Annotated in this window: 25 protein-coding genes; 14 read left to right on the plus strand and 11 right to left on the minus strand. The window is 67.0% G+C overall.

Translation table 11 applies throughout. The annotated features are described in order from the left end of the window. Positions 1 to 78 precede the first annotated feature (78 nt). Complete coding sequence (gene kdpF, locus ACFIMZ_RS31200; protein ID WP_010100205.1) at positions 79 to 159, minus strand: K(+)-transporting ATPase subunit F; 81 nt, start codon at positions 157 to 159, stop codon at positions 79 to 81. Between the two features lie 490 nt (positions 160 to 649). Between kdpF and ACFIMZ_RS31205 the strand changes: the two genes are divergently transcribed. From ACFIMZ_RS31205 to ACFIMZ_RS31215, 3 genes are all read left to right on the plus strand, one after another. Further along, positions 650 to 880, plus strand: a complete 231-nt coding sequence (locus ACFIMZ_RS31205; protein WP_431823294.1) for a sugar ABC transporter permease — start codon at positions 650 to 652, stop codon at positions 878 to 880. Between the two features lie 147 nt (positions 881 to 1027). Then, positions 1028 to 2152, plus strand: a complete 1125-nt coding sequence (locus ACFIMZ_RS31210) for a porin (RefSeq protein ID WP_431823295.1) — start codon at positions 1028 to 1030, stop codon at positions 2150 to 2152. Between the two features lie 133 nt (positions 2153 to 2285). After that, positions 2286 to 3185 (plus strand): LysR family transcriptional regulator, encoded by a 900-nt coding sequence (locus ACFIMZ_RS31215; RefSeq protein WP_431823296.1) that lies wholly within the window; start codon positions 2286 to 2288, stop codon positions 3183 to 3185. 30 nt (positions 3186 to 3215) lie between these two features. On the opposite strand, the gene ACFIMZ_RS31220 is transcribed toward ACFIMZ_RS31215, so the two are convergent. Continuing rightward, positions 3216 to 4757: an agmatine deiminase family protein gene (locus ACFIMZ_RS31220; protein ID WP_431823297.1), complete on the minus strand. Its 1542-nt coding sequence runs from the start codon at positions 4755 to 4757 to the stop codon at positions 3216 to 3218. Positions 4758 to 5065: 308 nt separating this feature from the next. Between ACFIMZ_RS31220 and hutC the strand changes: the two genes are divergently transcribed. Continuing rightward, positions 5066 to 5761 (plus strand): histidine utilization repressor, encoded by a 696-nt coding sequence (gene hutC, locus ACFIMZ_RS31225; protein ID WP_059618470.1) that lies wholly within the window; start codon positions 5066 to 5068, stop codon positions 5759 to 5761. Here the strand turns inward: hutC and ACFIMZ_RS31230 are convergent. Next, positions 5745 to 7010 (minus strand): glycosyltransferase, encoded by a 1266-nt coding sequence (locus ACFIMZ_RS31230; protein WP_431823298.1) that lies wholly within the window; start codon positions 7008 to 7010, stop codon positions 5745 to 5747. The genes hutC and ACFIMZ_RS31230 overlap by 17 nt on opposite strands. A gap of 97 nt (positions 7011 to 7107) precedes the next feature. Here ACFIMZ_RS31230 and ACFIMZ_RS31235 point away from each other — a divergent pair, with 97 nt between their 5' ends. Both ACFIMZ_RS31235 and ACFIMZ_RS31240 read left to right on the plus strand, forming a co-directional pair. Next, complete coding sequence (locus ACFIMZ_RS31235; protein ID WP_431823299.1) at positions 7108 to 7716, plus strand: TetR/AcrR family transcriptional regulator; 609 nt, start codon at positions 7108 to 7110, stop codon at positions 7714 to 7716. A gap of 189 nt (positions 7717 to 7905) precedes the next feature. Further along, complete coding sequence (locus tag ACFIMZ_RS31240; protein ID WP_431823300.1) at positions 7906 to 8253, plus strand: hypothetical protein; 348 nt, start codon at positions 7906 to 7908, stop codon at positions 8251 to 8253. 108 nt (positions 8254 to 8361) lie between these two features. Here the strand turns inward: ACFIMZ_RS31240 and ACFIMZ_RS31245 are convergent, their stop codons facing one another. The 3 genes from ACFIMZ_RS31245 to ACFIMZ_RS31255 form a co-directional block, all read right to left on the minus strand. Continuing rightward, positions 8362 to 9261 carry a hypothetical protein gene (locus ACFIMZ_RS31245; protein WP_431823301.1) on the minus strand — a complete coding sequence of 300 codons (900 nt, stop codon included), beginning with the start codon at positions 9259 to 9261 and terminating at the stop codon, positions 8362 to 8364. Positions 9262 to 9283: 22 nt separating this feature from the next. Continuing rightward, positions 9284 to 10084 (minus strand): alpha/beta fold hydrolase, encoded by an 801-nt coding sequence (locus ACFIMZ_RS31250; RefSeq protein WP_431823302.1) that lies wholly within the window; start codon positions 10082 to 10084, stop codon positions 9284 to 9286. 141 nt (positions 10085 to 10225) lie between these two features. Further along, the gene (locus ACFIMZ_RS31255; protein WP_431823303.1) at positions 10226 to 11143 is read right to left on the minus strand and encodes a LysR family transcriptional regulator; all 918 of its coding nucleotides are present in this window, start codon (positions 11141 to 11143) and stop codon (positions 10226 to 10228) included. A 202-nt stretch (positions 11144 to 11345) separates the two neighbouring features. On the opposite strand from ACFIMZ_RS31255, the gene catA reads away from it, so the two are divergent. The 5 genes from catA (at position 11346) to ACFIMZ_RS31280 (ending at position 16171) form a co-directional block, all read left to right on the plus strand. Beyond that, positions 11346 to 12266 carry a catechol 1,2-dioxygenase gene (gene catA, locus ACFIMZ_RS31260; protein WP_431823304.1) on the plus strand — a complete coding sequence of 307 codons (921 nt, stop codon included), beginning with the start codon at positions 11346 to 11348 and terminating at the stop codon, positions 12264 to 12266. Positions 12267 to 12373: 107 nt separating this feature from the next. Next, a complete protein-coding gene (gene benA, locus ACFIMZ_RS31265) occupies positions 12374 to 13741 on the plus strand; it encodes a benzoate 1,2-dioxygenase large subunit (RefSeq protein ID WP_431823305.1) in 1368 nt (455 codons plus the stop codon). Next, positions 13738 to 14229: a benzoate 1,2-dioxygenase small subunit gene (gene benB, locus ACFIMZ_RS31270; protein ID WP_431823306.1), complete on the plus strand. Its 492-nt coding sequence runs from the start codon at positions 13738 to 13740 to the stop codon at positions 14227 to 14229. Before benA ends, benB begins: the two co-directional genes overlap by 4 nt. 119 nt (positions 14230 to 14348) lie before the next feature. Then, the gene (gene benC / locus ACFIMZ_RS31275; RefSeq protein ID WP_431823307.1) at positions 14349 to 15383 is read left to right on the plus strand and encodes a benzoate 1,2-dioxygenase electron transfer component BenC; all 1035 of its coding nucleotides are present in this window, start codon (positions 14349 to 14351) and stop codon (positions 15381 to 15383) included. Next, positions 15380 to 16171 carry a 1,6-dihydroxycyclohexa-2,4-diene-1-carboxylate dehydrogenase gene (locus tag ACFIMZ_RS31280; RefSeq protein WP_431823308.1) on the plus strand — a complete coding sequence of 264 codons (792 nt, stop codon included), beginning with the start codon at positions 15380 to 15382 and terminating at the stop codon, positions 16169 to 16171. Before benC ends, ACFIMZ_RS31280 begins: the two co-directional genes overlap by 4 nt. 114 nt (positions 16172 to 16285) lie before the next feature. On the opposite strand, the gene ACFIMZ_RS31285 is transcribed toward ACFIMZ_RS31280, so the two are convergent. The 4 genes from ACFIMZ_RS31285 to ACFIMZ_RS31300 form a co-directional block, all read right to left on the minus strand. Continuing rightward, positions 16286 to 16762, minus strand: coding sequence for a DUF2846 domain-containing protein (locus tag ACFIMZ_RS31285; RefSeq protein WP_431823309.1), 477 nt, complete (start codon positions 16760 to 16762; stop codon positions 16286 to 16288). Beyond that, on the minus strand, positions 16759 to 17169 hold the full coding sequence (locus ACFIMZ_RS31290) for a hypothetical protein (protein WP_431823310.1): 411 nt from the start codon (positions 17167 to 17169) through the stop codon (positions 16759 to 16761). Before ACFIMZ_RS31290 ends, ACFIMZ_RS31285 begins: the two co-directional genes overlap by 4 nt. Before the next feature lie 149 nt (positions 17170 to 17318). Further along, positions 17319 to 17564, minus strand: a complete 246-nt coding sequence (locus tag ACFIMZ_RS31295) for a DUF3717 domain-containing protein (protein ID WP_431823311.1) — start codon at positions 17562 to 17564, stop codon at positions 17319 to 17321. Positions 17565 to 17725: 161 nt separating this feature from the next. Continuing rightward, positions 17726 to 19267 (minus strand): amino acid permease, encoded by a 1542-nt coding sequence (locus tag ACFIMZ_RS31300; protein ID WP_431823312.1) that lies wholly within the window; start codon positions 19265 to 19267, stop codon positions 17726 to 17728. 597 nt (positions 19268 to 19864) lie between these two features. Between ACFIMZ_RS31300 and ACFIMZ_RS31305 the strand changes: the two genes are divergently transcribed. Next, complete coding sequence (locus ACFIMZ_RS31305; protein WP_431823313.1) at positions 19865 to 21400, plus strand: sensor domain-containing diguanylate cyclase; 1536 nt, start codon at positions 19865 to 19867, stop codon at positions 21398 to 21400. A gap of 142 nt (positions 21401 to 21542) precedes the next feature. Then, positions 21543 to 22613, plus strand: coding sequence for an FUSC family protein (locus tag ACFIMZ_RS31310; protein WP_431823314.1), 1071 nt, complete (start codon positions 21543 to 21545; stop codon positions 22611 to 22613). A 43-nt stretch (positions 22614 to 22656) separates the two neighbouring features. Here the strand turns inward: ACFIMZ_RS31310 and ACFIMZ_RS31315 are convergent, their stop codons facing one another. After that, positions 22657 to 23616: an alpha/beta hydrolase family protein gene (locus tag ACFIMZ_RS31315; RefSeq protein WP_431823315.1), complete on the minus strand. Its 960-nt coding sequence runs from the start codon at positions 23614 to 23616 to the stop codon at positions 22657 to 22659. Positions 23617 to 23894: 278 nt separating this feature from the next. Between ACFIMZ_RS31315 and argG the strand changes: the two genes are divergently transcribed. Continuing rightward, positions 23895 to 25229 carry an argininosuccinate synthase gene (gene argG, locus ACFIMZ_RS31320; protein ID WP_431823316.1) on the plus strand — a complete coding sequence of 445 codons (1335 nt, stop codon included), beginning with the start codon at positions 23895 to 23897 and terminating at the stop codon, positions 25227 to 25229. The last annotated feature ends 49 nt before the right edge of the window (positions 25230 to 25278 follow it).

Consider the following 25278-nt stretch of genomic DNA (forward strand, 5'->3'; position numbering starts at 1 on the left):
ACGAGCGTGAACAGCACGAAAAGCAGATCGCTCATAAGGTTCACCGATATTTTTCCAATTTCCGTTGCAATGCTCGAATCAATACCGTTCCGGCTTGATCAACGCATGAAACAGATAGATGAAGAGCGCGACCGAAATGCCCCCCGAAATCCACAACATCGCTTTCCCCTTTTGTTTTGCTTGCCCGGAAAACCCGCGGCACTATCGATATCGCCGGCCCGCGCCGCTGCGGCGGTGCATCGGGCCGGGCGACGGCCACCCCACGCTCGGCGGGAGAATGGGATGCGACAGTGTAGGAATCCGCATATCAAAGCGGTGTTCAATTTCCTTTCGCGAAGTAAAAAACGTGTAAAGACGCGAAGCGTGAATTTCGTATGCGCCACGGCGCGATGCGCGCCGCTTTTATGTGATTTTTTCGAGCGCGCCGTCAGTCTATACACCGTATCTGCAGCGCCATTCCTAGAATGAGCGCCATGTTCCAGACGGGATCTCCGTAACGCGGGCAGTGATGCGGCGCGGGGATGAATGCATGAAATCGCCCAGATCCGAAGCCGCTTCGATCACGCTTGCGCACCTTCTCCCATCGCGACCGGCCGTATCCGGCCGGCGCATCGCGCCGCGGCCGCGCAGGCGCATCTCGGATTCCCCGGTGCTGCTGTCGATCCGGGTCGAGACCGGGAACCTGGCTGCGGCGCGCCGCATGCTGCACGAAGCGCTCGGCCCCGCGCTGAGCATCTACACGGCGGAGATCAATCGCCAGACCGGCCGCGCGTGCCTGCAAATCGAGCTTGCGAAGTCGCTCGTGTCGCAGGTCATGTCGTCGATCATCCGGCTGCTGCCCGAGGCCGAGCTGGGCGCGATCCGCCCGTCGCGGCGCTAGGCGGCCCCCGGAGCGCAGGCGTCGCGCACGCCGCGCGTCCGGCGCGGCCTTCCCTCTTTTACCGGTTCAGACGAGCGCGATCGGCGTCGATCGCGCTCGTCATTCGTAGCTCGCCCGTCGAAACGGGTCTTTCCAGGAAGTCCAACAATGAAAAAAGAAGTCATCGGCGCCCTCTCGGTCGCCGTGCTCAGCGTCACCGCACACGCACAAAGCAGCGTCACCCTCTACGGGATGCTGGATGCCGGCATCGCGTACGTGAACAACCAGTCGGGCAAGAGCGTCTGGCAGCAAGGCAGCGGGCTGCTGTCGAACACGGTGTTCGGCCTGAACGGCGCGGAAGATCTCGGTGGCGGCCTTCACGCGATCTTCCGGCTCGAAAGCGGATTCAACCTGAACAACGGCACGCAGTCCTACAAGGATTCGATGTTCGGCCGTCGCGCGTACGTCGGCCTGCAGGACGACCGTTACGGCACGCTGACCCTCGGCCGGCAATACGACGCCGTCGTCGATTTCCTGGGCCCGCTCGCGATGTCGAACAACGGCGACGGCAACAACCTTGCCGCGCACCCGTTCGACAACGACAACGTCGACGATTCGTTCTACATCAACAATGCGGTCAAGTACACGAGCCCGACGATCGCCGGGTTTCAGTTCTCCGGCCTGTACGGCCTCAGCAACCAGCCCGGCTTTGCTGACAACCGCGCGTACAGCGCCGGCCTGTCGTATGCGAACGGTCCGGTCAACTTCGGCGCCGCGTACCTGCAGCTCAATCGCGGCGGCCTGACCACGGGCGGCGCGCTGTCGACCAACGACAACGCGAACTTTCCGTCGGCCCGCCAGCGCGTGATGGGCGCGGGCGGCAGCTACACGTTCGAGCGGCTGACGGTCGGCGCGCTGTGGACGCATTCGATGTTCGACCGGACGGCCGCGTCGTCGCTGCCGGGCGCGCTGAATTCGCTGCGCTTCGACAACTACGAGGTCAACGCCCGGTATGCGCTGAATTCGGCAGTGTCGTTCGCCGGCGCCTATACGTTTACCGACGGCCGCTTCGACGACGCCGCCGGCAGCCATCGCCCGAAGTGGCATCAGGTATCGCTGATGGCCGACTACGCGCTGAGCAAGCGCACCGACGTGTACGCGGAAACGGTGTACCAGCACCAGTCCGGCGTTGCATCGGGCACGACGCTCGGCTTCGCGAGCATCAACGGGCTGGGCGCGTCGTCGACGAACACGCAGGTCGCGGCGACCGTCGGCATGCGGCACCGGTTCTGACGGCTGCGTTCCGGCGGGCGGGCGGAAGGGATTCCGCTCGCGCGTCGTCGATGGATGAACCATTGCGCCAGGATCGAAACCTGTTGAAAATCGACCTTTCCCGCGCCCACCCATCGACTGCTCTCATCCCTCCATGCAACGCATTCCGTCGTTGAAGCTGCTGATCGGTTTCGAAGCGGCCGCCCGCCTCGGCAATTTTTCGCGCGCGGCCGACGAGCTGCACCTGTCGCAGTCGGCGATCAGCCATCAGATCCAGCAGCTCGAGGAGCAGTTGGGGCAACCGCTGTTTCGCCGCGTCGGCCGCGGCGTGGAGCTGACGGTCGGCGGCGACGTGCTGCTGCGCACGGTGCAGCGCTCGCTCGACACGCTGCGCAGCGGGCTCGGACGCATCGGCACCTACCTGACGCCCGGCCTCGTCGTGATCGTCTGTCCCGCGCCGCTGCTGCACGGCTGGCTGCAGCCGCGTCTCGCGCGGATGCGGCAGGACATCCCCGAGCTGTGCCCGCTGCTGTCGACCGACGAAAGTGCGCGCTACGTCGACGAGATCGACGTCGACATCACGATCGGGCAGCGCCCGCTCATGCAGCCCGGGCTGCTTGAAATACCGTTCCTGCAGGACGAGCGCGTGACCGTATGCGCGCCCGAGCTCGCGGCGCGGCTCGACCCGCTGCCGCTCGACCGGCACCACCTGCATGCGGGGCTCGTCTGCCTCGAGGAAGACATCGTCCGCGAAGAGTCGGCGGCCATCCTGCGCGAGCAGCTCGCCACGTTCGACGTGAAGACGATCCATGACGACCAGCGCCTCGCGCTCGACGCCGCGCTGCGCGGGCACGGCATCGCGTGCCTGCCGCGCCTGCTCGTCGAGGACAGCGTCGAGCGGGGCGCGTTGAAGATCGTGGCCGGCTATCCGCGCCTGCCCGGCGCGTCGTGGTGGATGTCGCGGGTGGCCGGCGCGCCGCGCTCGCGGACGGTGGCCGACGTGTTCGACTGGCTGTGCCGGCAAGGGAATCGCGACGCTCAGGACCGCGCATGACACGCTAGCTGGCCGCGGCAGCCGGTTCGCTCACGCCGGCACCTCGCGCGTCGCGCAATGCAGGCCACCGCCGCCCGACGCGATCCCGAGAATATCGACCTGGACGATCGCGCGCGAGCCCGCATAAGGCCGCAATGCGTTTACGGCCGCCTGGTCGGCCGCTGCGTCGTTGAACTTCGGCACGATGAACGCGCCGTTGCATTGATAGAAGTTGATGTAGCCCGCCGCGAAGTTCGCCATCTGGCTGCGGTTCAGCACGACGCCGTCCGATTCGCCATACTCGGCGGGCGCCGCCAGTTCGACCAGTTGCAGCGCCCGGCCACGCGCATCGGTCTGGCCGGACAGGTGCTTCAGGTTGTCGAGCATCAACGCGCGCTCGCCCGTCGCGTTCGCCGGATCGGACGCATACGCGACGACGCCCGGCGCGAGAAACTTCGCATAAAAATCCGCGTGTCCGTTCGTGATGTCCGTTTCCGCTTCCGGCGTGGCGGCGCCGGGCGACGCACCGGCGCCGCATCGCCGCGGGTAGATCGCCGTGCCCGGCAGCCAGATGACCTTGTCGATGCCGAGCGTGCGCTGCAATTCGGCGCGCACGGTTTCCCTGGCCGTCGGCAGCAGCTTCGCGCGGCTCACATCGCCGTCGGGCACGCTGAACAGCTGCGGATTGCGGTTCACGTGCAGCACCGACGACTCCGTCACGATCGCCGTTCCTTCGCCGTCGACCTCGAGCGCGCCGCCTTCGAGCGTCAGCGTGCTGCGGATCAGCGGCGCGCGATGCGCGTTCGCCATCCACGCAGCGAGCTTGTTGTCGTGTGCGAACGGCTGATAGAACACGCCCGCCTTCGACCGGTTGCTCGCGGCCCGCACGGCAGCGGGAATGTCCGGCACGCGCCAGATCCCCCCGTCCTCCACGATCACGCCATCCGTATTCGCGTTGCCCCAGCCGTTGAAATTGAAGTCCACCGCGCAGAGCGCGTTGCCGTTGCGCGCATCCTTGACGAACACGCAGCCGGTATCCCGCGTCCAGAAATCGTCGAAGCCGTTCGCGACCGGCACCAGCCTGACCCCGCCCGTGCCGGCGGGCCGGCGCACGTAGCCGGCATGGATGCCGGGATTGGCGCCGCTCGGCGTGTCGAGCAGCTTCCGCGCGACCGCGAGGTCGGCCGGCAGCACCAGCATGTTGACCGGTTCGTATGTGCCAACGGCCTTGGCGACGTCCATCAGGTCGGCTCGCACGCGGCTGATCCCCGCGTTCGTGCCGCCCGCCGTCACGCGCGTCCAGATCCCCGCCGCGCCGGACGCGAACGCCATGTACGTCGCCGCATGAGGGGCGTCTTCGCCGGGCATCGCATACGCGGTTCGCGCGGCGGCGCCGGCCGGCACCGAAGCCCGGCCCGCATCCGGCGTGGCGCCGAGTGCGTCGCTCTCGCCGTTGCATGCCGGCAGCGCGCCGACCATGCTCGCGCCGACGAGTGCCGCGGCGCCCCGGATCAATTGTCTGCGGAGCGGCGACGACGGCGAGCCGGCTGCGTGCCGGCGGGTCATGGCTGCCCGGTTGTCGATGGGGTTCATGGCTTGCGTGTTCCCTGGGTTCGTGAATCCGGCGCATGGTGCCATCAGGCACGAATGACGCAAATTGCAATTTATTGCCGGAATCGATCAGGTTTTCTCATATCTGGCATGAAGCGGCGATCATCCGGGCAACGGCCCGCCCTTGCGAACCGCGTGCACGATCCCCCGCATGGACGCGCGCCGCATTAACGGGGATCATTCACCTTGAATCGGGCGGACGCAGCCGCAAACCCGGTACACTCCGCCCGGGCTCGCGCACCGGCCCGGCATGCGGGGCCGACGGCCGCCGCCTCTTGAACAGCGATGCAATGACCACACCGATCTATCAGGAAATCAAGGATTTCATCCTGGCGCGGATCCACGCCGGCGAATGGGCGGAAGGCGACCAGGTGCCGTCGGAGAACGAACTCGCGCGCGAATTCAACGTCGCGCGGATGACCGTCAATCGCGCGCTGCGCGAGCTGACGGCCGAGCAGGTGCTGACGCGCACCCGCGGCTCCGGGACTTTCGTCGCGACGCCGAAGTACGAGTCGACGCTCGTCGCGATCCGCAGCATCTCGGACGAAGTCGGCGCGCGCGGCCACGGCTATCGCGCGCAGGTGCTGCAGGTCGGCGCGACGGTCGCCGACGCGAAGCTTGCCGACGAGATGCAGCTCGACGCCGGCAGGCCGATCTTCCATTCGCGCGTGCTGCACTTCGAGAACGACACGCCCGTGCAGCTCGAGGAGCGCTGGGTCAATCCGGCCTGCGCGCCCGACTACGCGCTGCAGGACTTCACGACGACGACGCCGAACCAGTACCTGACGCGCGTCGCGCCGCTGCAGCGCGTCGAATACCGGATCGAGGCCGCGATGCCCGATGCGGAAACGCGCCGCCTGCTGACGATGGACGAGCGCGAGCCGTGCCTGATGCTGCATCGGCGCACGTGGTCGCAAGGCGTCGTCGCGTCGACGGTCAATCTGTGGCATCCGGGCAGCCGGTATCGCTTCACCGGGCATTTCTGACGCGGGCCTGCGCCCGCGCGCTTGCGCCCCATCGCTCGATCCCGGCGACCGCCCGCCGTAACCCGTGCTCTTGCGCGATGCGCCGCCCCAGTTCGGCGGCGCGCGCTTTCACGTCGTCGCGCCGCGCAAACGCGATGCCGTGCGCAAGCTCGGCGGCCCGCAGCCGCTTGCCCGCCACCGGCGCAGCGGCCACGCCGAGCCGCTGAAGCCGGTTCGCCCAGAAGAACTGGTCGCCCGCGAACGGCACCACGACCGACGGCACGCCCGCGCGCGCCGCCGAGTGCGTGGTGCCCGATCCACCGTGATGAATCACCATCGACGTGCGCGGAAACAGCCAGCGATGCGGCGTGTCGCCGACGACGAACACGTGCTTCGGCAGCGCGGACGCATCGATCCCGCTCCATCCCGGATAGAACAGCGCACGGCGGCCGTCGAGCGCCGTCACCAGCGCATCCGTCAGCGACGCGCGATCGAAACCCGCCATGCTGCCGAAGCCGACATAGACCGGCGGCTCGCCGTTGGCGAGAAACGCGTCGAGCGCCGGCGGCGGCGTCCACGCCGGATCGTCGACGCTCCATTGCCCGCACGCGCACGCGTTGTCCGGCCAGTCGGCGGGGCCGGACAGCAGCGCCGGCGACACGCCGTACAGCATCGGATGCCCGGTCCAGACGCGCTTGCGCGGCGGCAACCCGCAGACGCTCGCGCGCGCCGCGTTGGTCGAGCGACGGAACGCCTGCCACAGCAGCGCATTCACGAACCGGTGGCTCGCGCGGTTGAGCCAGCGCGGCAGCTTGTCCGGCGGCAGGAACGGCGACGGGAAGCCGGCGGTGGGCGTGATCGGGATGAGCCCTGCGCCGATCGCGGGAACGCCGCGATACTCGGCAACCGACAGGCCGACGAACGCCGCGAGCCCCGACACGACGATCGCGTCGCAGCCCGCCGACGCATCGGCGACTTCGCGCATCCACGCGGCGGCATTGGCATTCGCGATCGCCGCGAGCGCCTTCGACGTGTCGTTGAAGCCGCCGCGCCCGTTCACCGCGTCCGACAACGCTTCGCCCGGTGCCAGCGCGCGGCGGATGTCGCCCGACAGCGCGGCCGACGGCACGCCGAGCGCGGCGGCCGAACCGAGCGTCGCGGCGTCGGCCAGCAGCCGCACCTCGTGGCCGGCATCGAGCAGCGCACGGCCGAGCGCCGCGAGCGGGCGCGTATCGCCTTCGGTGCCGTAGGTGACGATGACGAGCTTCATGCATGACCCCCTTGTCAGCAACGTGGTGGATTGGCGTCAAAAAAGTGCACGTCGTATACTAATGCAACTCATGCACTTTCTGTAAGGACCCTTTGCCATGGAAGCTGCCGTCGACGATCCGGGCCGCCGCGCGCGCAAGCGCATCCAGATGCTCGCGCATCTCGCCGCGACCGCCGCGCGCCTGTTCGACGCGCACGGCTACGACGCGGTCACGATGGAGCAGATCGCCACGGAGGCCGACGTCGCGAAGCGCACGCTGTACAACCACTTTCCGACGAAGGAAGCGGTGCTCGCGCACTGGCTCGAAGGCGAACTGGAACGCGATCTCGCGCATCTGCAACGCGACGTGGCGCGACGCAAGACCTTCGCGTCGCGGCTCGCGTGCGTGCTCGACGCGTCGGCCGCATGGTGCGAGCAGCATCCGGTCTATCTGCTCGCGTACCTGCGGCATCGCTTCCTGAGCATCGGCGTAGCGGAAGCGGAAAGCGGCAGCGACATCGCGCTCGTCTGGAAACAGCTGATCGTCGCGGGCCAGCAAGCCGGCGAACTGAACGGCGCGCTTTGCGCCGATCAGCTCGCGACGTGGTTCCATCACCTGTATCTCGCGGCGATGCTGCGCTGGCTGACTGTGCCGGGGCTGTCGCCGAAGCGCGAGTTCCAGGCGGTCGCCCGGCTGTTTGTCGAAGGGGCGCAAGCGAAAGCGTAAGCGGCAGCGCCGCCGATGTACGGCAACCGTAAGCCTGCGTAGCCGTTACGAGACACGCTCATGCCAAATTCGCCGCGCAGCAGTATGCTGATGACGTACGGCTGCGCACAGTGCGCCGGGCAAACCCTGCATGCGCACGTTGCGCGTCGCCGTCGCGATCGCAAACCTGTTTGCAAGGAGGAATTCGTGATGGCCGCCACGCATCATTTCCACCTCGAACTGCGGCACGCCAGCGTGCCGACCTATTTCGTCAGCTACCTGTTTCCCGCGCTGCTGCTCGTCTACGAGCTGCTGCGCGTCGGCCAGTGGATCCGCGATCACGGGATGCACTTCGCCGGCTTCAAGGAGATGGGCTACGAATACCTGCTGATGCTGCTGTTCGTCGGCCTGCAGATCGTCATCGAAGCGCTCTACCTGCTCGGCGCGGCGATGCGCAAGGACCGCGATTTCGAGCATCGGCTGCCGAACGTGGTCGTCGGCATCGGCTGTTCGATCGCGCTGCTCGCGATCGATCTCGCGATTCAGCTCGCGTTCTGAACGCCCCCTGCCCGCCGCCGGCTCGGGTGCTCAAGCGCCCGAGCGGTGCGGCACGCGGCCGCGTTCCTTCGGCACCGTGATGGTTGACGGTCCGGCCACGGGTCGTAGCTAACGGGCCGGGCTCGAAATCACCAGGATCGACAACGCCGCATCCGAATCGTCGATCACGCCGGTTGCGGGAAGCGACGCACCGTCGCGCGAAGTCAGGCCGCACGCCAGCGATAGCAACGGTTGTCCGCCCATCCAGTCGGGGCTCGGCTGCGACAGGCTCACTTTGACCGGCGACCGGTTCATGAAGGAAACGGGCACGACGTATCGCTGCACCAGAATCTGTCCGGATCCCGCCTCCATCGCGCGCAGCCTTTGCGTCACGCGCGCTGCGTCGCCGCAGTGCTGTTCAACCAGTCGGGCAAAGCGCGCACTCGTCACCTCTTCCAGGCTGAACTGCGGCAGCGCCTGATAGCGGATCGTCAATACGCCCGTCGAATCAGGCGGCGCCGGAACGACCCAGGAGTACGACACGAACCCTTCCCAATCGCGGCCATCGTTCAGCTGCATGCCCAGCTGCGGTTTGATTCGGGCAACCTGCGCGAGATCGCTCTCTTCACTCGGAAGCGTATCCAGGCCAGCCGCCCTGACATTGCCGGTCACGTCCTTGCCGAGAAAGAACGCGCGCCGCTCGACGACAAGCGGAATCGCTTTTCCGTCGAAGGTCACCTTCAAATCGGAAAAGCTCTTTTCATAGTTCTCCTCGCCAGCGCCGAGGCGGTGAAACAAAGGCGTATAGGCGTAGTACCCGCCTTTCACCCACGCATGCGTTTCATTGCGCAAGCGTGCGGCAACCGTGACCGCTTTCCCGTCCAGCGACACATCGATATCGGACGGCCGGGCGTTGCGTTGCATCGCGCCGATCGTCAGCGGCACCGCATCCTCAAACTCGAATGCATGTGCGCAAGCGGCCGCCATCATCGCAACCGCCCCGATGAGAATTCGTTTCGCGTTCTTCATTATCTGGCACACCACCCGGCACTCACGCCCCATGCCGCGTCAGAAAATCCTTCACCGCGTCGAGCACGTCGGCCGTGCGCTCGCGGTGCGGCACGTGCCCGCATTCCCTCAGCATCATGACGGACGACGGTCCGGCCACGCGCGACGCGATGCGGTTCGGGTGCACGGACGAGCCGTATTCGTCCTGCGAACCGTGGATCGCGAGCGTCGGGCAGCGCACGTGCGGCAGCACGTCGTCGAGGCTCCAGTCGCGAAACGCCGCCGACAGCCACGTATCCACCCACGCGCGCAACACCCATTCGGCCTTGTCGCCGTGATAGCGCGCGAGACGGTCGAGCTGGCCGGGCTCGGCGAACTGGCGTTCACTCTCGCGAATGCCCGCCAGCGTGCGCGCCTCGACGAACGCCTGCGCCGCGACGGTCACGAGCGCGCGGCATCCGTCGGGATAAGCCGCCGCGCATCCCACCGCCATCCCGCCGCCGACGCTGTGGCCGAACGCGACGAACGACGCGAAGCCGAGCTGCTCGCGCAGCGCGCGAAATGCGTGGTCCGCCTCGTCGCGCACGAACGTCGTAGTCAAGCGCGCCGGATGCGGATCGGAGCGGCCGAAGCCGAGCCGGTCGTACGCGATCACGTCGCGCTGCGTCGCCTGCGCAAGCTGCTCCGGAAAGTCCCGCCACAGCCCGACGCTGCCGAGCGAATCGTGCAGCAGCACGATCGGGCTCGCGGCCGCATCGGCCGCCGGCGCGCCGCGCCAGCGTTTCGCGAAGAGACGCCCTTGCGGCGTCTCGATCCAGGTCTCCTCGTGTGCGATATGCGTCATGTCGATTGTCGTTTGCGTGAAAGCGGCCGGCACCCTCCGGCCGCGCCGAATGCCGGCCATGTTGGCGCGGCGATGCGCATCGCGTCAAGCCCGCGCGCCGGCAACGCACGTTCGCAAGCCCGCTATTGGCGTGAACAGGCCCTACTCCTGCTGCGGCGGCAGGTACGCCATCTTTTCCTCGTCGTACAGCCGGTAGATCAGCGCCTGCATCGCGCGGATGTCCTCCGATTCGTCGAGCATCCGCATGCTCATGATGATCGGCGACACGAGGTTCGGATCGTCGAGCGGCTTGTAGCTGACGTCGTCGCGTTTCAGCCCGTACACGCTGTGCGGCACGACCGACACGCCCTCGCCCATCGCAACGAGGCCGAGCGCGATCTGCAGCTCGCGCGTCTCGTAGATGCGCCGCGGCTTCAGCGCGCGGTCATGGAACGCGGCCAGCACCTGATCCGCGTAGCTCGGCCGCGGCGCCTTCGGGAAGATGATCAGCGTGTCGTTGACGAGGTCGTGCAGCGACAGCACCTCCTTCGCGCGCTCGAGCGGATGGCCGAGCGGCAGCGCGACGATCATCCGCTCCTCGCGCAGCACGACGCGCCGCACGCTCGGGTCTTCGTGACGGATGCGGCCGAACCCGACATCGATCCGCCCCTCCTTCAGCGCCTTGATCTGGTCCATCGTCGACATCTCGTGCAGGCTCAGCTCGACCGCCGGGTATTCGTCGCGATAGCGCCGGATGATCTTCGGCAGCATCCCGTACAGCGTCGAGCCGACGAAGCCGATCGACATGCTGCGCTCGATCTTGCCGACGCGCTTGGTCATCGATTCCAGCTCGGCCGTCTGCGCGAGCAGCTGCACCGCATGCGAATGGAAGAAGCGCCCCGCGTCGGTCAGCTTCAGCGGCCGCGCGTTGCGCTCGAACAGCGGCACGCCGAGCATCTCCTCGAGCTGCTGGATCTGGCGGCTCAGCGGCGGCTGCGCGATGTGCAGCCGCTCCGCCGCGCGCGTGAAATTCCGCTCCTCGGCCACCGCGACGAAGTAACGAAGGTGCCGCAATTCCATTTCAATACCTCTTGGATATGGAACTGATACTAAATCAGTGTTGGACGATGCATTTCGCGCACAACTATCCTTCAACTGCCTGCTCGGAATCCCACAACTATACCCTCAGGGCATCAACACTCCAATCGGTCCGGGCCGGCGAAGATCAGAGGAAATGCGCGCATCCCGCCGGATCGCGGCCCATCAGAGCCAGGAGAAGACAGTGACCCACAGTGACATCGAAGCCCTCGTCGAAGGGTTCATCGTCGGCGCCGCGCACGGCGAAGCCGATCCCCGCATCCGGCAGGTCGTGGTCCGCCTGACCGCCGACCTGTTCAAGGCGATCGAGGATCTCGACCTGACCCCGTCCGAGGTGTGGAAAGGCATCGAATACCTGTCCGAAGCCGGCGCGACGCAGGAGCTCGGCCTGCTCGCCGCGGGCCTCGGCCTCGAGCGCTTCCTCGACATCCGCATGGACGAGGCCGAAGCGCGGGCCGGCCTGACGGGCGGCACGCCGCGCACGATCGAAGGCCCGCTGTACGTGGCCGGCGCGCCGGCGAGCATCGGCTTCGCGCGCCTCGACGACGGCGCGGACGAAGCGAACGGCGACCTCCTGTTCATGCAGGGCACCGTGTACGGCGAGCACGGCGCGCCGCTCGCGGGCGCGAAGGTCGAGGTCTGGCACGCGAACCTGCTGGGCAACTATTCGTTCTTCGACAGCACGCAGAGCGCGTTCAACCTGCGCCGCACGATCGTCACCGATGCCCACGGCCGTTACCAGTTTCGCAGCATCGTGCCGGTCGGCTACGGCTGCCCGCCCGACGGCGCCACGCAGCGCCTGCTCGACCGGCTCGGCCGCCACGGCCGCCGCCCCGCGCACATCCACTTCTTCGTGTCCGCGCCGGGCCATCGCAAGCTGACCACGCAGATCAACATCGACGGCGACGCGTACCTGTGGGACGACTTCGCGTTCGCGAGCCGCGAGGGCCTCGTGCCGGCGATCGAGCGTGTGGGCGCGCCGGCCGAGCTCGCCCGCCACGGCGTCGACCGGCCGTTCGCGTCGATCGATTTCGATTTCCGGCTGCACGGCGAGCACGCCGCGGCGCCGGACGCGGAAGTGACGCGCATCCGCGCCGCCGCCTGAACCGCTTCGATGGTGCGCGCCGCGAACGCGCGCGCCGCCCCTGACCGCCTTGCGCGGGACCGGAGCCCGTGCCGGCGCACGCGCTGCGGCCAATATGGAGACACCCGATGATCCCGATCTACCCGAAACGCGCACCCGCCGTGCGCACGCTCGACGACTTCCTCATCGAGGACAAGGCGCGCGGCGACTATCGCCTGCATCGCAGCGCCTTCACGGACGAGGCGCTGTTCGAGCTGGAAATGAAGCACATCTTCGAAGGCAACTGGATCTACCTCGCGCACGAAAGCCAGATTCCGGACGTCAACGATTACTACACGACCCACATCGGCCGCCAGCCGATCTTCATCGCGCGCAACCGCCAGGGCGAGCTGAACGCGTTCGTCAACGCCTGCACGCACCGCGGCGCGATGCTGTGCCGCCACAAGCGCGGCAACAAGGCGACCTATACGTGCCCGTTCCACGGCTGGACCTTCAACAACAGCGGCAAGCTGCTGAAAGTGAAGGACCCGGAAGACGCCGGCTATCCGGAGTGCTTCAACAAGGAAGGCTCGCACGACCTGAAGAAGGTCGCGCGCTTCGAAAGCTATCGCGGCTTCCTGTTCGGCAGCCTGAATCCCGACGTGCCGCCGCTGCAGGACCACCTCGGCGAAGCGGCGCGGATCATCGACATGATCGTCGACCAGTCCACCGACGGGCTCGAAGTGCTGCGCGGCGCGTCGACCTATACGTATGAAGGCAACTGGAAGCTGACCGCCGAGAACGGCGCGGACGGCTACCACGTGTCGGCCGTGCACTGGAACTACGCGGCGACGACCAACCATCGCAAGGAGCAGAACGCGCGCGAGGACAACATCCGCGCGATGGACGCCGGCAGCTGGGGCCGCCAGGGCGGCGGCTTCTACGCGTTCGAGCGCGGCCACATGCTGCTGTGGACGCGCTGGTCGAATCCGGAGGACCGCCCGAACTTCAACCGCCGCGACGAATTCGCCGCGCGCTGCGGCAGCGAGCGCGCCGACTGGATGATCCAGCACTCGCGGAACCTGTGCCTGTACCCGAACGTGTACCTGATGGACCAGTTCGGCTCGCAGATCCGCGTGCTGCGCCCGCTGTCGGTGAACCGCACCGAAGTGACGATCTACTGCATCGCGCCGAAGGGCGAGGATGCCGACGCGCGCGCGCGCCGCATCCGCCAGTACGAGGACTTCTTCAACGTCAGCGGCATGGCGACGCCCGACGATCTCGAGGAATTCCGCGCATGCCAGCAAGGCTATGCGGGCATCGCGGTCGCGTGGAACGACATGTGCCGCGGCTCGACGCACTGGATCGACGGCCCGGACGACGCCGCGCGCGGGATCGGCCTGAACCCGGTGATGAGCGGCGTGAAGACGGAAGACGAAGGGCTCTATACGGTGCAGCACCGCTACTGGGCCGACACGATGAGGAAGGCTATCGAAGCCGAAAGGAGCCAGGCATGAACCCGATCCCGATCACCGACGTCCAGGCGTTCCTGTACCGCGAAAGCCGCCTGCTCGACGACGAGCAATGGGACGACTGGCTCGCCTGCTACCACCCGGACGCGCAGTTCTGGATGCCGTCGTGGGACGACGACGACGCGCTCGTCACCGATCCGCAGCGCGAGATCTCGCTGATCTTCTACCCGAGCCGGCAAGGGCTCGAGGATCGCGTGTTCCGCATCAAGACCGAACGCTCGAGCGCGACGATGCCCGACACGCGCACGAGCCACAACATCGCGAACGTCGAGCTGGAAAAGCATGAAGACGGCATCTGCACGGTGCGCTTCAACTGGCACACGCTGAGCTTTCGCTACAAGACCGTGTCGACGTATTTCGGCATGTCGCGCTACGTGATCGATTTCAACGGCGCCGCGCCGCAGATCCTGAACAAGTACGTCGTGCTGAAGAACGACTACATCAACCAGGTGATCGACGTCTATCACATCTGATGAGGAAGATTGCCTTTCCGGGGCCCCGAGCAAGCGCTGAAGCGCCAGCTCGGGCCGACTATCAGGCATGGGACCCGGGTAAGCGCCGAAGCGCCAACTCGGGTCGACAGGAGACGACCATGGAACACACCATCGCGCTTCAATTCGAAGACGGCGTGACCCGCTTCATCGCGTGCCGCGACGGCGAAAAGCTGTCCGACGCCGCGTACCGCCAGCAGATCAACATCCCGCTCGACTGCCGCGACGGCGCATGCGGCACCTGCCGCTGCCATTGCGAATCGGGCCGCTACGACCTGCCCGAATCGAGCTACATCGAAGACGCGCTGACGGCCGACGAAGCGTCGCAAGGCTACGTGCTCGCGTGCCAGACGCGCCCGCGCGGCGACTGCGTGATCCGCGTGCCGGCGTCGTCGACCGCCTGCAAGACGGGCGCCGCGCGCCATGAAGGCACGCTCGCGGCCGTCGACAAGCTGTCGGACTCGACGATCCATTTCGCGATCGACCTCGACGCGCCCGAGCAGCTCGGCTTCCTCGCCGGGCAATACGTGAACGTCGAGATTCCCGGCACGGCGTCGTCGCGCTCGTATTCGTTCAGCTCGCAGCCGGGCGCGGCGCGCGTGTCGTTCATCGTGCGCAACGTGCCGGGCGGCCGGATGAGCGGCTATCTCGCGCAGGACGCCGCGCCCGGCCAGCGGATCGCGTTCTCCGGCCCGCACGGCAGCTTCTACCTGCGCGACGCGGCGCGGCCCGCGCTGTTCCTCGCGGGCGGCACCGGCATCGCGCCGTTCCTGTCGATGCTCGACGCGTGCGCGGCGCGCGCGGACGGCCATCGCAGTGGCGCACCAGCGGTGCGGATGGTGTACGGCGTGACGAACGACGCCGACCTCGTCGCGCTCGACCAGCTCGACGACGTCACGCGCCGCCTGCCCGGCTTCGAATACCGTACCTGCGTCGCCGACGCCGGCAGCGCGCATCCGCGCAAGGGCTACGTGACCGCGCACGTCGATCCGGCGTGGCTCAACGACGGCGACGTCGACGTCTACCTGTGCGGCCCCGTGCCGATGGTCGACGCGGTGCAGGCGTGGCTGCGCGAATGCGGCGTGACGCCGGCCAACCTGTATTTCGAAAAATTCTCGTCGAGCAACGCCGCATGAACACGCCCCATCCGAACCGCTTCGCGGACAAGGTCGTCGTCGTCACCGGCGCCGGCCAGGGAATCGGCCGCGGCGTCGCGCTGCGTGCCGCGCGGGAAGGCGCGACGCTCGTGCTCGTCGACCGCGCGGCGACCGTGCGCGACGTCGCCGCCGACATCGAAAGGGAAGGCGGCCGCGCGATTGCCGTGCTCGCCGATCTGGAAACGGCCGAAGGCGCCGCGCAAATGGCGCAGGCCGCGCTCGACGCGTTCGGCCGGATCGACGTGCTGATCAACAACGTCGGCGGCACGATCTGGGCGAAGCCGTTCGACGCGTACGAGCCGCGCCAGATCGACGCGGAGATCCGCCGCTCGCTGTTCCCGACGCTGTGGTGCTGCCACGCGGTGCTGCCGGGGATGATCGCGCGCAAGCGCGGCGCGATCGTCAACGTGTCGTCGATCGCGACGCGCAGCATCCACCGGATTCCGTACGCGGCCGCGAAAGGCGGCGTCAACGCGCTGACCGCGAGCCTCGCGTTCGAGCAGGCGCACAACGGCATCCGCGTGAACGCGGTCGCGACCGGCGGCACCGAAGCGCCGCCGCGCATCGTGCCGCGCAACACCGAGCCGCCGAGCGAGCAGGAAACGCGCTGGTATCAGGCGATCGTCGACCAGACGGTCGCGTCGAGCCCGATGCATCGCTACGGCACGATCGACGAGCAGGTCGGCGCGATCCTGTTTCTTGCGTCGGACGAGGCGTCGTATGTCACCGGATCGGTGCTGCCGGTGGGGGGTGGGGATCAGGGATGACGGCAGTGGCCCGGGCATGCCGGCTTCGACAGGCGGCATCGCCTGCCGGCACGGCCGCCCGGTCTCGCATTCGCATGCGGCGTTACCGCGCGCCGGGCGCGCGGCCACGGGACATCACTTCGACTGGCTGTCCTTCGATTGCGCAGCCTGCGTCTCGCCGCGCGAATACTTCAGGTCGCTGATCGCCTCCATCGCGACGGCCGAATCCTCGAGCGACGGCACGACACGGCCGACGAGCACGCCGAGCGCCACGGACGTGCGCACGTACTTCGTCTCTCCGGCATCCAGTGCGAACGAAACCGTCTTTTCCGTTTCGGTCGCGGTCGACACCGTGTACTGGCCGGCCGGCTCGTCCACGTAGAAGAACCCGCCCGGCTTCGACTGGCCGACGGCCTGCCCGTTCAGCTTGATCTGCGGCTGCAGCCCTGCGCCGAACACGGAGCCGGAGCGAAAGAAGTAGATCCGGCCGTGGTCGGCCGCCAGCGTCGGAATCGACGACGCCATTTCCTTGTATTGCGGCCCCGACGCGCAACCGCTCGCGAGCAACGCTACACTACCGGCAAGCAGCAAGGCACGGCACATCTTGATCATCGAAGGTCTCCCAGTTGAAGTGGTACGGGTGGATCGAGCGGAGAGAAATGCGCCTCTCCGGGAAGGTAAAAGCCAACGAGCGCGTCGCCTTTCAGCACCAGGTAGGCCTCGTGCACCTGCCGCCCCTCGATGGCAAACACCGTATTTACGGCCCGAAACACGCGACCTTGAGGGAGCGAACCGACATCGCGCCACTGCGAGCCCGCCGCGATCCTGCGCGTGTAGCCGGTGGACAGCCGCACCGTGACGTCCTGCGTGACGATCCTGACCGGGGCGCCGGTTGCCAATGCATCGAGATGCGCTTCCTGTACCGGTATCGCCGGTGCGCATCCTGCGAGCGCGATCGCTCCGCCGGCCATCATCCCGAGCAACGCGACACGCGTTGCCCGCCGTTTCTTCAAACCCATGGCGATTCTCCGCTCTTGTGATGGGCAGATTATCGGCAGAATCGGTGCGGACCTGAATGCCGGCCCCTTCGGCTGACGGCGCGCCCCTCAAAAAAAAAACGGGAAGCGGCCAGCTTCCCGTTTCGTCGCTTGCTGCCGTCGACGCGGTCCTACACCTCGGTCGCGAACAGCGCATCGCGCTGATCGGCGTTCAGCGTATCGAGCGACACGCTCGACTGCTGGTGGCAGATCATCGCGCCATAGAGTTCCGCGAGGCAGTTGCTGCCGGCATCGAGCGCGTAGCCGTCCTCGCCGTCCGGGGCCGGCGGGTACACTTCGCGCCACGCATTGATCGCGGCTTCGATTCGCACGATGGAGACGGTCTCGGCCGTCCGCTCGGCAGGTGATGCGCTCATGAATTCCTCTTGGTTGCGCGCCCCGCGCGCCGTGATGGGTCGGGCAATATAACCGGCTTTGCCCCCGGACCGAAAGATACCCGCGAAAAAAAACGGGAAGCGCGAGGCTTCCCGTTTCGTCGCCGGCGTCCAGCGCTATCGGCCGCGCCCGTTATGCGCCGTTATGCCGCCGTCTCCGGCGTCGACACCGGCTGCATGCTCCGCTGCCCGTCCCGGTTCGCGTCCACCCACGGCGCGATCTCCATGTCCTCGTAGCGGACGAAGCGGCTCTTGTTGACGAGCCGGTAGCCGGCCCACACCGCGAGGAACAGCGGGATGCCGACGTAGGTCGCGAGCACGCCGATCCAGTCGATCCGGTTCGCGAGGAACGCCTGGTAGTCCTGGCCGAGCGCGATCACGATGCACAGCGCGAACGCGAACAGCGGGCCGAACGGGAACCACTTCGACTCGTACGGCATCTGGTCGAGCGAATAGCCCTGCGCGACGTAGCCCTTGCGGAACCGGTAGTGGCTGACCGCGATGCCGAGCCACGCGATGAAGCCCGTCATCCCCGACGTGTTCAGCAGCCACATGTAGACGGTCTTGTCGCCGTACAGCGACGTCAGGAAGCACAGCGCGCCGACCGCCGTCGTCGCATACAGCGCGTTGCGCGGCACGCCGCCCGGCGACAGCTTCGCGAACAGCTTCGGCGCACGGCCTTCGGTCGCGAGGGTGTACAGCATCCGCGTCGACGCGTACATCCCCGAGTTGCCGGCCGACAGCACCGCGGTCAGGATCACCGCGTTCATCACGCCCGCCGCGAACGCGAGGCCCGCGTGGCGGAACACCAGCGTGAACGGGCTCACGCCGATGTCGGTCACGTCGCTTTTCAGCAGGTTCGGGTCGGTGTACGGAATCAGCACGCCGATCACGAAGATCGCCAGCACGTAGAACAGCAGGATCCGCCAGAACACCTGGCGCACCGCGCGCGGGATCGTCGTGCGCGGATTCTCCGACTCGCCGGCCGCGACGCCAATCAGCTCGGTGCCCTGGAACGAGAAGCCCGCGATCATCGCGACGCCCATCATCGCCGGCAGGCCGCCCGCGAACGGCGCATCGCCGATCGTGAGGTTGTTCCAGCCGTTGTGCGGCGCGCCCTTCAGAATGCCGAAGATCATCAGCAGGCCCACGCCGATGAACGCGAGCACGGTGACGACCTTGATCAGCGCGAACCAGTATTCGGCCTCGCCGAAGCCGCGCACGGTGAGCACGTTGAGCAGGAACATCACGCCGAGGAACGCGGCGCTCCACCAGACTCCGGGCACGTCCGGGAACCAGTAGTGCATCACGAGCTGCGCGGCCACCAGCTCGACCGCGATCGTCACCGCCCAGTTGTACCAGTAGTTCCAGCCGAGCGCGAAGCCGAAGCCCTCGTCGACGTACTTCGCGCCGTAGGTCGCGAACGAGCCCGACACCGGCATGAACGCCGCCATCTCGCCGAGGCTCGTCATCAGGAAATACACCATCAGGCCGATCAGCATGTACGCGACCATCGCGCCGCCGGGGCCGGCCTGCGAGATCGACGCGCCGGACGCGACGAACAGGCCGGTGCCGATCGAGCCGCCGATCGCGATCATCGTCAGGTGACGCGCCTTCAGCGCGCGGTGAAGCTTGGGGGGGTTCGCGGACGAACCGGGTTGGTCGGGATTCGGAAGTGCGGACATAAAACGGACGAACGTTGAGCGGGCCGGCGGCATGCGTGGCCGGCGCCCGTGCGAAATCGAGGCGCAATGCGCCCCCTGGCCTGCATTCGATGCAGTCCCGGAGCGCGTCGCGCGCCGGGCGCCTGCGGCGAAGCGCGGATTCTACCTGATTCGTCAGGGGGACAGCGCACGCGGTGCGCAACCGACGCAACGCGCAGCCTTTGCAGAATCAAGGAGTTGGAGGCGCGCGGCAAGCGGCGTGCGGCAAGCGGCAAGCGGCGGGCGGCAAGTTACGGACGGCGGGCCGGCCCCCGCCGGCACGGCCGATTGCCGTCCGGTCCCAAACCGCCAAAATGCCAATTAATCAGAAAATAATACAAACTGGTTTTTAATAATCAGACAAAATGACGGCTTGCGAGAGGCAGATTCACATCAGATCGCCACCACGGGCCCTGACAAGGTAATGAAAGATAACCGGGTCGGATGGCATTTAAATGCATGAACGGTTTTGACGAGATGGCAAGATTGTCAAAGTTCGCGAGATAATATGGATTATCTTGAAATAATCGTGCGGAATCATCGAAACCATGCATCTTCCGCCGCCTTTCGCCTGCCAGGATGATGCGATTCCCGCTGCTGCCCGCGTTGCGCCGCCACATCTCGTCGACGGCCGCACGGATTCTGTCGCCCGCCGGCGTCATCGTCCTGGGCGTCGTTCTGCTGTTGTTCAGCTGGAGTTTGTGCGCGTCGTTCCTGATCGACACCCGCCGCGATGCCTACCGCCACGCGATCGAAAACGCCCGCAACCTGATGCTGCTCATCGAGCGCGACATCGCCCGGAATATCGAGCTGTATGACCTGTCGCTGCAGAACGTCGTCGACGGCGTCGCCGATCCGGCCGTGATGGCGCTGCCGCCGTCCATGCGTAACCGGGTGCTGTTCGACCGCGCGGCGACCGGCACCTATCTCGGCTCGATTTTCGTGATGGACCCGCAGGGCAACATCGAGATCGATTCCCGCTCGGGGCCCGCGCGGCGGGGCAACTTCGCCGACCGCGACTATTTCGTCGCGCACCGCGACAGGCTGGCCCACGGCCTGTACATCAGCAAGCCTTACGCGTCCCGGCTGCGCAACGGCGCGCTGACGATCGCGCTCAGCCGCCGGATCGACCGCCCCGACGGCTCGTTCGGCGGCATCGTCGTCGGCACGCTGAGCATCGACTACTTCCGCGCGCTGCTCGACGGCATCGCGGTCGGCAAGCGGGGCACCGCGGCGATCATCGAGGACAGCGGCGCGCTCGTGTGCCGCCAGCCGTACGACCCGGCCCTCGTCGGCCTCGACCTGCACAACGGGCCGCTGTTCATCCAGGCGATCGCGCATCGCGAAGGCGTGCTGAACGGCACGGCGGCCATCGACGGCGTGCGGCGCTACTTCGTCTACCGGCATCTGGCCGGCCTGCCGCTGATCGTCAACGTCGCGCCCGCCGAGGACGACATCTATGCGCCGTGGCGCGAGCGCGCGATCTGGATCGGGGTGCTGATGGCCGCCTTCACGGCGATCATCGCGGCGGGCTCGCTGTTGCTGTCGCGCGAGCTGAAGCGCCGGCAGGTCGCCGAGTCGAAGCTGTACCGCCTCGCGCATACCGACGCGCTGACCGGCCTCGACAACCGCGGCCGGTTCGATGCCGTGCTCGCGCAGGAGGCCCAGCGCGCGACCCGCAGCAGCCGGCCGCTGTCCGTGCTGTTCATCGACGTCGATCACTTCAAGTCGTTCAACGACTACTACGGCCATCAGTCGGGCGACAACGTGCTGCGCCAGGTCGCGCAGTGCGCGTTGCGCTGCCTGCGGCGCCCGAGCGATCACGTCGCGCGCTACGGCGGCGAGGAATTCGTGGTCACGCTGCCCGACACCGACGCGCGCGGCGCGGCAACCGTCGCGGAGGCGATCCGGCGCGCGATCGCCGGGCTCGACATCGAGCACGTGATGAGCCCGTACGGGCTCGTGACCGTCAGCATCGGCACGGCGACCACCACGCGCGACCGCGCGCTGAGCGCCGCGATGCTGCTGAAGCTCGCCGACGAAGCGCTGTACGAAGCGAAATCCAGCGGCCGCAACCGCGTGTGGGACACCGCGCGGAGCCGGACCGCGGCGTGACGGGCGGCCCGCCGCCCGCATCCCGCCGTGGACAGCCGGTGCGCGTTGGGCTAGCGTTACGTCTCCGATCGCAGCCGCAATGCGACGCCGGACGCCGGCCGGATTTGCGCCGGCGCGCCTGTTCGTCACCCCGCATCCCGTCATGACCACCCTGCCTCACACCCGGCTGCCGCCCCTCATCCGTAACGCGCTCCGTCCGCTGCTGGATCCCTATCGCCGTTACCGGCACGCGAAACTGATCCACGCCGCGCGCGTCGCACTCGCGATCCTCGTGTCGATCGGCCTGTCGACCGGCCTGCGGATTCCGCACGGCGAATGGTCGACGATCACCGTGCTGGTCGTCGTCGGCGGCCTGCAGCATCACGGCAACATCCGCAAGAAGGCCGCCGAGCGCGCGCTCGGCACGTCGATCGGCGCGCTCGCCGGGCTGCTGCTGATCCTGCTGCACTCGGCCGTCCACGCGCCGCTCGCGATCTACGCGGTGATGGCGATCGCCTGCGGCGTCTGCGCGTATCACGCGATCGGCAAGGCCGGCTATATCGCGCTGCTGTCGGCGATTACGATGGTGATCGTCGCCGGGCACGGCGACAACGAGATCGTCGACGGCCTGTGGCGCGCGGTGAACGTGCTGGTCGGCATCGCGATAGCGCTGTCGTTCTCGTTCGCGCTGCCGCTCTACGCGACCTACTCATGGCGCTACACGCTCGCTGACGCGCTGCGCGCCTGCGCCGCCGTGCACGCGCGGATCGCGGGCGACCGGCAGGTCAGCGACGAAGCGCACCTGAAGGAGATGGCCGCGCTCGGCGCGCTGCTCGTGCAGTTGCGTTCGCTGATGCCGTCCGTGTCGAAGGAGTGCGAGATCTCGATGCAGCAGCTCGACGCAATCCAGCGCAACCTGCGGCTCTGCATCAGCTACCTCGAGATCCTCGCGAGCGTGCGGCCGGCCCGCGACGATACGGCCGCCCGCGACTACCTGCGCGTTGCGATGAAGGCGACCGACCTGAACATCCGCGACCGGCTGGTCGGCGCGAGCCGCGCGCTGAAGTTCGGCACGCCGAGCCGGCTCGGCGGCACGCGGCGGCGCCCGGACGTGCCGCACGACGCGCCGCCGCCGCAACTGTCCGGGTATGTGTCGATTTCGGCGAAGCTCGCCGGGGAAGTGGATCAGCTAAGGGAGCGGCTGCTGGATACCGCTCGGTCGTGGAATATCTGATTCGAGCGCCCTGGAGTGCGGCGAGCCGGCTCAAGCCGGGCCATCAAGGGGCAGCAAAGTTCTTGCGGAAGAACGCGAGCACGTCGGCATCGAGTTCCTTGTGAAAGGCCGCGCGGTCAAAGCCCGGGGGATCGGAGCAGATCTCGGGCGCGCGCTTTATCAGTTCGGCGGGGCATGGCGGCAGAAAATCGAAATGCTGCGAATTGGGCACCACGTGAAACTCGACCCCGGCCGGCAATTCCCGGGCGATGGCCGCGACGCGTTCCGGCGTCACGCCGTCGCCACCATGCGCCGAACTCCATAGCTGTACCGGCACCTTTACATTCCTCAGACTCCCCGCGGTGAAGAAGAGGCTCAGCGGATCGGCGATCACCGCCGCCTTGATGCGGGGATCGTGAGGAAGTGCCGGCAGCTCGCCTCGCCGGATTTGTTCACAGACCAGGCTGTTCTTGCCCGCGCACGACTTCGGCGCTTTTCCGAAAACGGGGTCGGCACCGATCGCGACAAGCCCCGTATAGCCACCCCGCGAAAAGCCGAAGAATCCGACACGCGCCGCATCGATCCGGGACGCGTCGGACCAAGGGCCGAGCATGAAGTCGATCACGCGTCTGATGTCGGTCGGCCGCTCGATCAGTACGGAGAAATCGCCGTTACGCCTCTCGTTCGTCGCGCTGTCGCCATGATCGACGGCGGCGACGACAAAGCCGGCATCCGCCAGGGTTTCGGCGATGTCGCGATGGCCGACGAAACTGCCGCTCCAGCCATGCGAGATAACGACAAGCGGCAGGTTTTCGCCGGCGATCGGACAGTCCTTTGCGACGGACATGACCACGAAACCCAGTTTCACGCTTCCCGGGGGCTGCGCACACGGATACCAGACCGCGCCTGTCAGCGTCGGGCCATCGTGATCGGCCGGGATGCCGAGCAAGCGGAAACCCGCAGCCTGGGCCAACGTCGCCACGAGGCAGAAAGCAGCGGCGAGAACGAGTTTCAATGGACGCATTGATTGCTTCTCCGATCAGGAAAATAGCCAGGCGCGGAAGGTGGCCCGCGTGGCCGGGCCGTTGCTGGCGGGCAGTCTTCGTTCGGGCCGCCATCCGCCGATCCGTCCCTTGAAAGTGGGTGCCGATCGGCCGCGGCAGCCGCCGCGCAGGCGTTCCGGACGCCCCGGCCGATGGCCGCGGGCCCGAAATCAACCCTTGCCCCAAGTTCCCGGACAGCCGATACTCGCATATTCCGCGAAATACAACCCCTCCCGGACTTCAATCCACGGTAACTCCTATGAGCACGATTCTCGAAAGCCTCCCGACCGGCCAGAAGGTTGGTATCGCCTTCTCAGGCGGCCTGGACACCAGCGCCGCGCTGCACTGGATGAAACTCAAGGGCGCCGTCCCGTACGCGTACACGGCGAACCTCGGCCAGCCCGACGAAGACGACTACGATTCGATCCCGCAGCGCGCGATCGAGTACGGTGCGGCAGGCGCGCGACTGATCGACTGCCGGGCGCAGCTCGTGGCCGAGGGCATCGCGGCGCTGCAGAGCGGCGCGTTCCACATCACGACGGCCGGCGTCACGTACTTCAACACGACGCCGATCGGCCGCGCAGTGACGGGCACGATGCTGGTCGCCGCGATGAAGGAAGACGGCGTCAACATCTGGGGCGACGGCAGCACGTACAAGGGCAACGACATCGAGCGCTTCTACCGCTACGGCCTGCTCGTGAACCCGGACCTGAAGATCTACAAGCCGTGGCTCGACCAGACGTTCATCGACGAGCTCGGCGGCCGCGCGGAAATGTCCGAATTCATGCACCAGGCGGGCTTCGCGTACAAGATGTCGGCGGAGAAGGCGTATTCGACCGACTCGAACCTGCTCGGCGCGACGCACGAGGCGAAGGATCTGGAAAGCCTCGAGAGCGGCATCAAGATCGTGAACCCGATCATGGGCGTCGCGTTCTGGCGCGATGACGTGAAGATCGCCGCGGAAGAAGTGACGGTGCGGTTCGAGGCGGGCCAGCCGGTCGCGCTGAACGGCGTCGAGTTCAAGGATCAGGTCGAGCTGCTGCTCGAAGCGAACCGCATCGGCGGGCGGCATGGTCTCGGGATGAGCGACCAGATCGAGAACCGGATCATCGAGGCGAAGAGCCGCGGGATTTATGAGGCTCCGGGGCTGGCGCTGCTTTATATCGCTTATGAGCGTCTCGTTACCGGCATCCACAACGAAGACACGATCGAGCAGTACCGCGAGAACGGTCGCCGTCTCGGCCGTTTGCTGTATCAGGGCCGCTGGTTCGATCCGCAAGCGATCATGCTGCGTGAAACGGCGCAGCGCTGGGTGGCGCGCGCGGTTACCGGCGAAGTGAAGATCGAGCTGCGTCGCGGGAATGATTATTCGATCCTCAGCACGAAGTCGCCGAACCTCACGTATCACCCGGAGCGTCTGTCGATGGAGAAGGTCGCGTCGACGTTCTCGCCGCGGGATCGTATCGGGCAGCTCACGATGCGCAATCTCGACATCACCGATACGCGCGACAAGCTGCGCGTTTATACGCAGGTCGGGCTGCTGACGCCGGGTGAATCGTCGGCGCTGCCGCAGATCAAGAACGACGACAAGTAAGTCGGTTCCTTCGCTCGCGGGCCGTTTGATTTCTGAGGCGGCCGCGAGC

Origin of the sequence: Burkholderia sp. F1 (assembly GCF_050813845.1) — a bacterium.
GTDB lineage: Bacteria > Pseudomonadota > Gammaproteobacteria > Burkholderiales > Burkholderiaceae > Burkholderia > Burkholderia ubonensis.

Excerpts from the sequence above, each read along its gene's own strand:
- kdpF (WP_010100205.1), bottom strand. The coding sequence starts at position 159 with ATGTTGTGGATTTCGGGGGGCATTTCGGTCGCGCTCTTCATCTATCTG.
- ACFIMZ_RS31210 (WP_431823295.1), top strand. The coding sequence starts at position 1,028 with ATGAAAAAAGAAGTCATCGGCGCCCTCTCGGTCGCCGTGCTCAGCGTC.
- ACFIMZ_RS31215 (WP_431823296.1), top strand. The coding sequence starts at position 2,286 with ATGCAACGCATTCCGTCGTTGAAGCTGCTGATCGGTTTCGAAGCGGCC.
- ACFIMZ_RS31220 (WP_431823297.1), bottom strand. The coding sequence starts at position 4,757 with ATGAACCCCATCGACAACCGGGCAGCCATGACCCGCCGGCACGCAGCC.
- hutC (WP_059618470.1), top strand. The coding sequence starts at position 5,066 with ATGACCACACCGATCTATCAGGAAATCAAGGATTTCATCCTGGCGCGG.
- ACFIMZ_RS31230 (WP_431823298.1), bottom strand. The coding sequence starts at position 7,010 with ATGAAGCTCGTCATCGTCACCTACGGCACCGAAGGCGATACGCGCCCG.
- ACFIMZ_RS31235 (WP_431823299.1), top strand. The coding sequence starts at position 7,108 with ATGGAAGCTGCCGTCGACGATCCGGGCCGCCGCGCGCGCAAGCGCATC.
- ACFIMZ_RS31240 (WP_431823300.1), top strand. The coding sequence starts at position 7,906 with ATGGCCGCCACGCATCATTTCCACCTCGAACTGCGGCACGCCAGCGTG.
- ACFIMZ_RS31245 (WP_431823301.1), bottom strand. The coding sequence starts at position 9,261 with ATGAAGAACGCGAAACGAATTCTCATCGGGGCGGTTGCGATGATGGCG.
- ACFIMZ_RS31250 (WP_431823302.1), bottom strand. The coding sequence starts at position 10,084 with ATGACGCATATCGCACACGAGGAGACCTGGATCGAGACGCCGCAAGGG.
- ACFIMZ_RS31255 (WP_431823303.1), bottom strand. The coding sequence starts at position 11,143 with ATGGAATTGCGGCACCTTCGTTACTTCGTCGCGGTGGCCGAGGAGCGG.
- benA (WP_431823305.1), top strand. The coding sequence starts at position 12,374 with ATGATCCCGATCTACCCGAAACGCGCACCCGCCGTGCGCACGCTCGAC.
- benB (WP_431823306.1), top strand. The coding sequence starts at position 13,738 with ATGAACCCGATCCCGATCACCGACGTCCAGGCGTTCCTGTACCGCGAA.
- benC (WP_431823307.1), top strand. The coding sequence starts at position 14,349 with ATGGAACACACCATCGCGCTTCAATTCGAAGACGGCGTGACCCGCTTC.
- ACFIMZ_RS31280 (WP_431823308.1), top strand. The coding sequence starts at position 15,380 with ATGAACACGCCCCATCCGAACCGCTTCGCGGACAAGGTCGTCGTCGTC.
- ACFIMZ_RS31285 (WP_431823309.1), bottom strand. The coding sequence starts at position 16,762 with ATGATCAAGATGTGCCGTGCCTTGCTGCTTGCCGGTAGTGTAGCGTTG.
- ACFIMZ_RS31290 (WP_431823310.1), bottom strand. The coding sequence starts at position 17,169 with ATGGGTTTGAAGAAACGGCGGGCAACGCGTGTCGCGTTGCTCGGGATG.
- ACFIMZ_RS31295 (WP_431823311.1), bottom strand. The coding sequence starts at position 17,564 with ATGAGCGCATCACCTGCCGAGCGGACGGCCGAGACCGTCTCCATCGTG.
- ACFIMZ_RS31300 (WP_431823312.1), bottom strand. The coding sequence starts at position 19,267 with ATGTCCGCACTTCCGAATCCCGACCAACCCGGTTCGTCCGCGAACCCC.
- ACFIMZ_RS31305 (WP_431823313.1), top strand. The coding sequence starts at position 19,865 with ATGATGCGATTCCCGCTGCTGCCCGCGTTGCGCCGCCACATCTCGTCG.
- ACFIMZ_RS31310 (WP_431823314.1), top strand. The coding sequence starts at position 21,543 with ATGACCACCCTGCCTCACACCCGGCTGCCGCCCCTCATCCGTAACGCG.
- ACFIMZ_RS31315 (WP_431823315.1), bottom strand. The coding sequence starts at position 23,616 with ATGCGTCCATTGAAACTCGTTCTCGCCGCTGCTTTCTGCCTCGTGGCG.
- argG (WP_431823316.1), top strand. The coding sequence starts at position 23,895 with ATGAGCACGATTCTCGAAAGCCTCCCGACCGGCCAGAAGGTTGGTATC.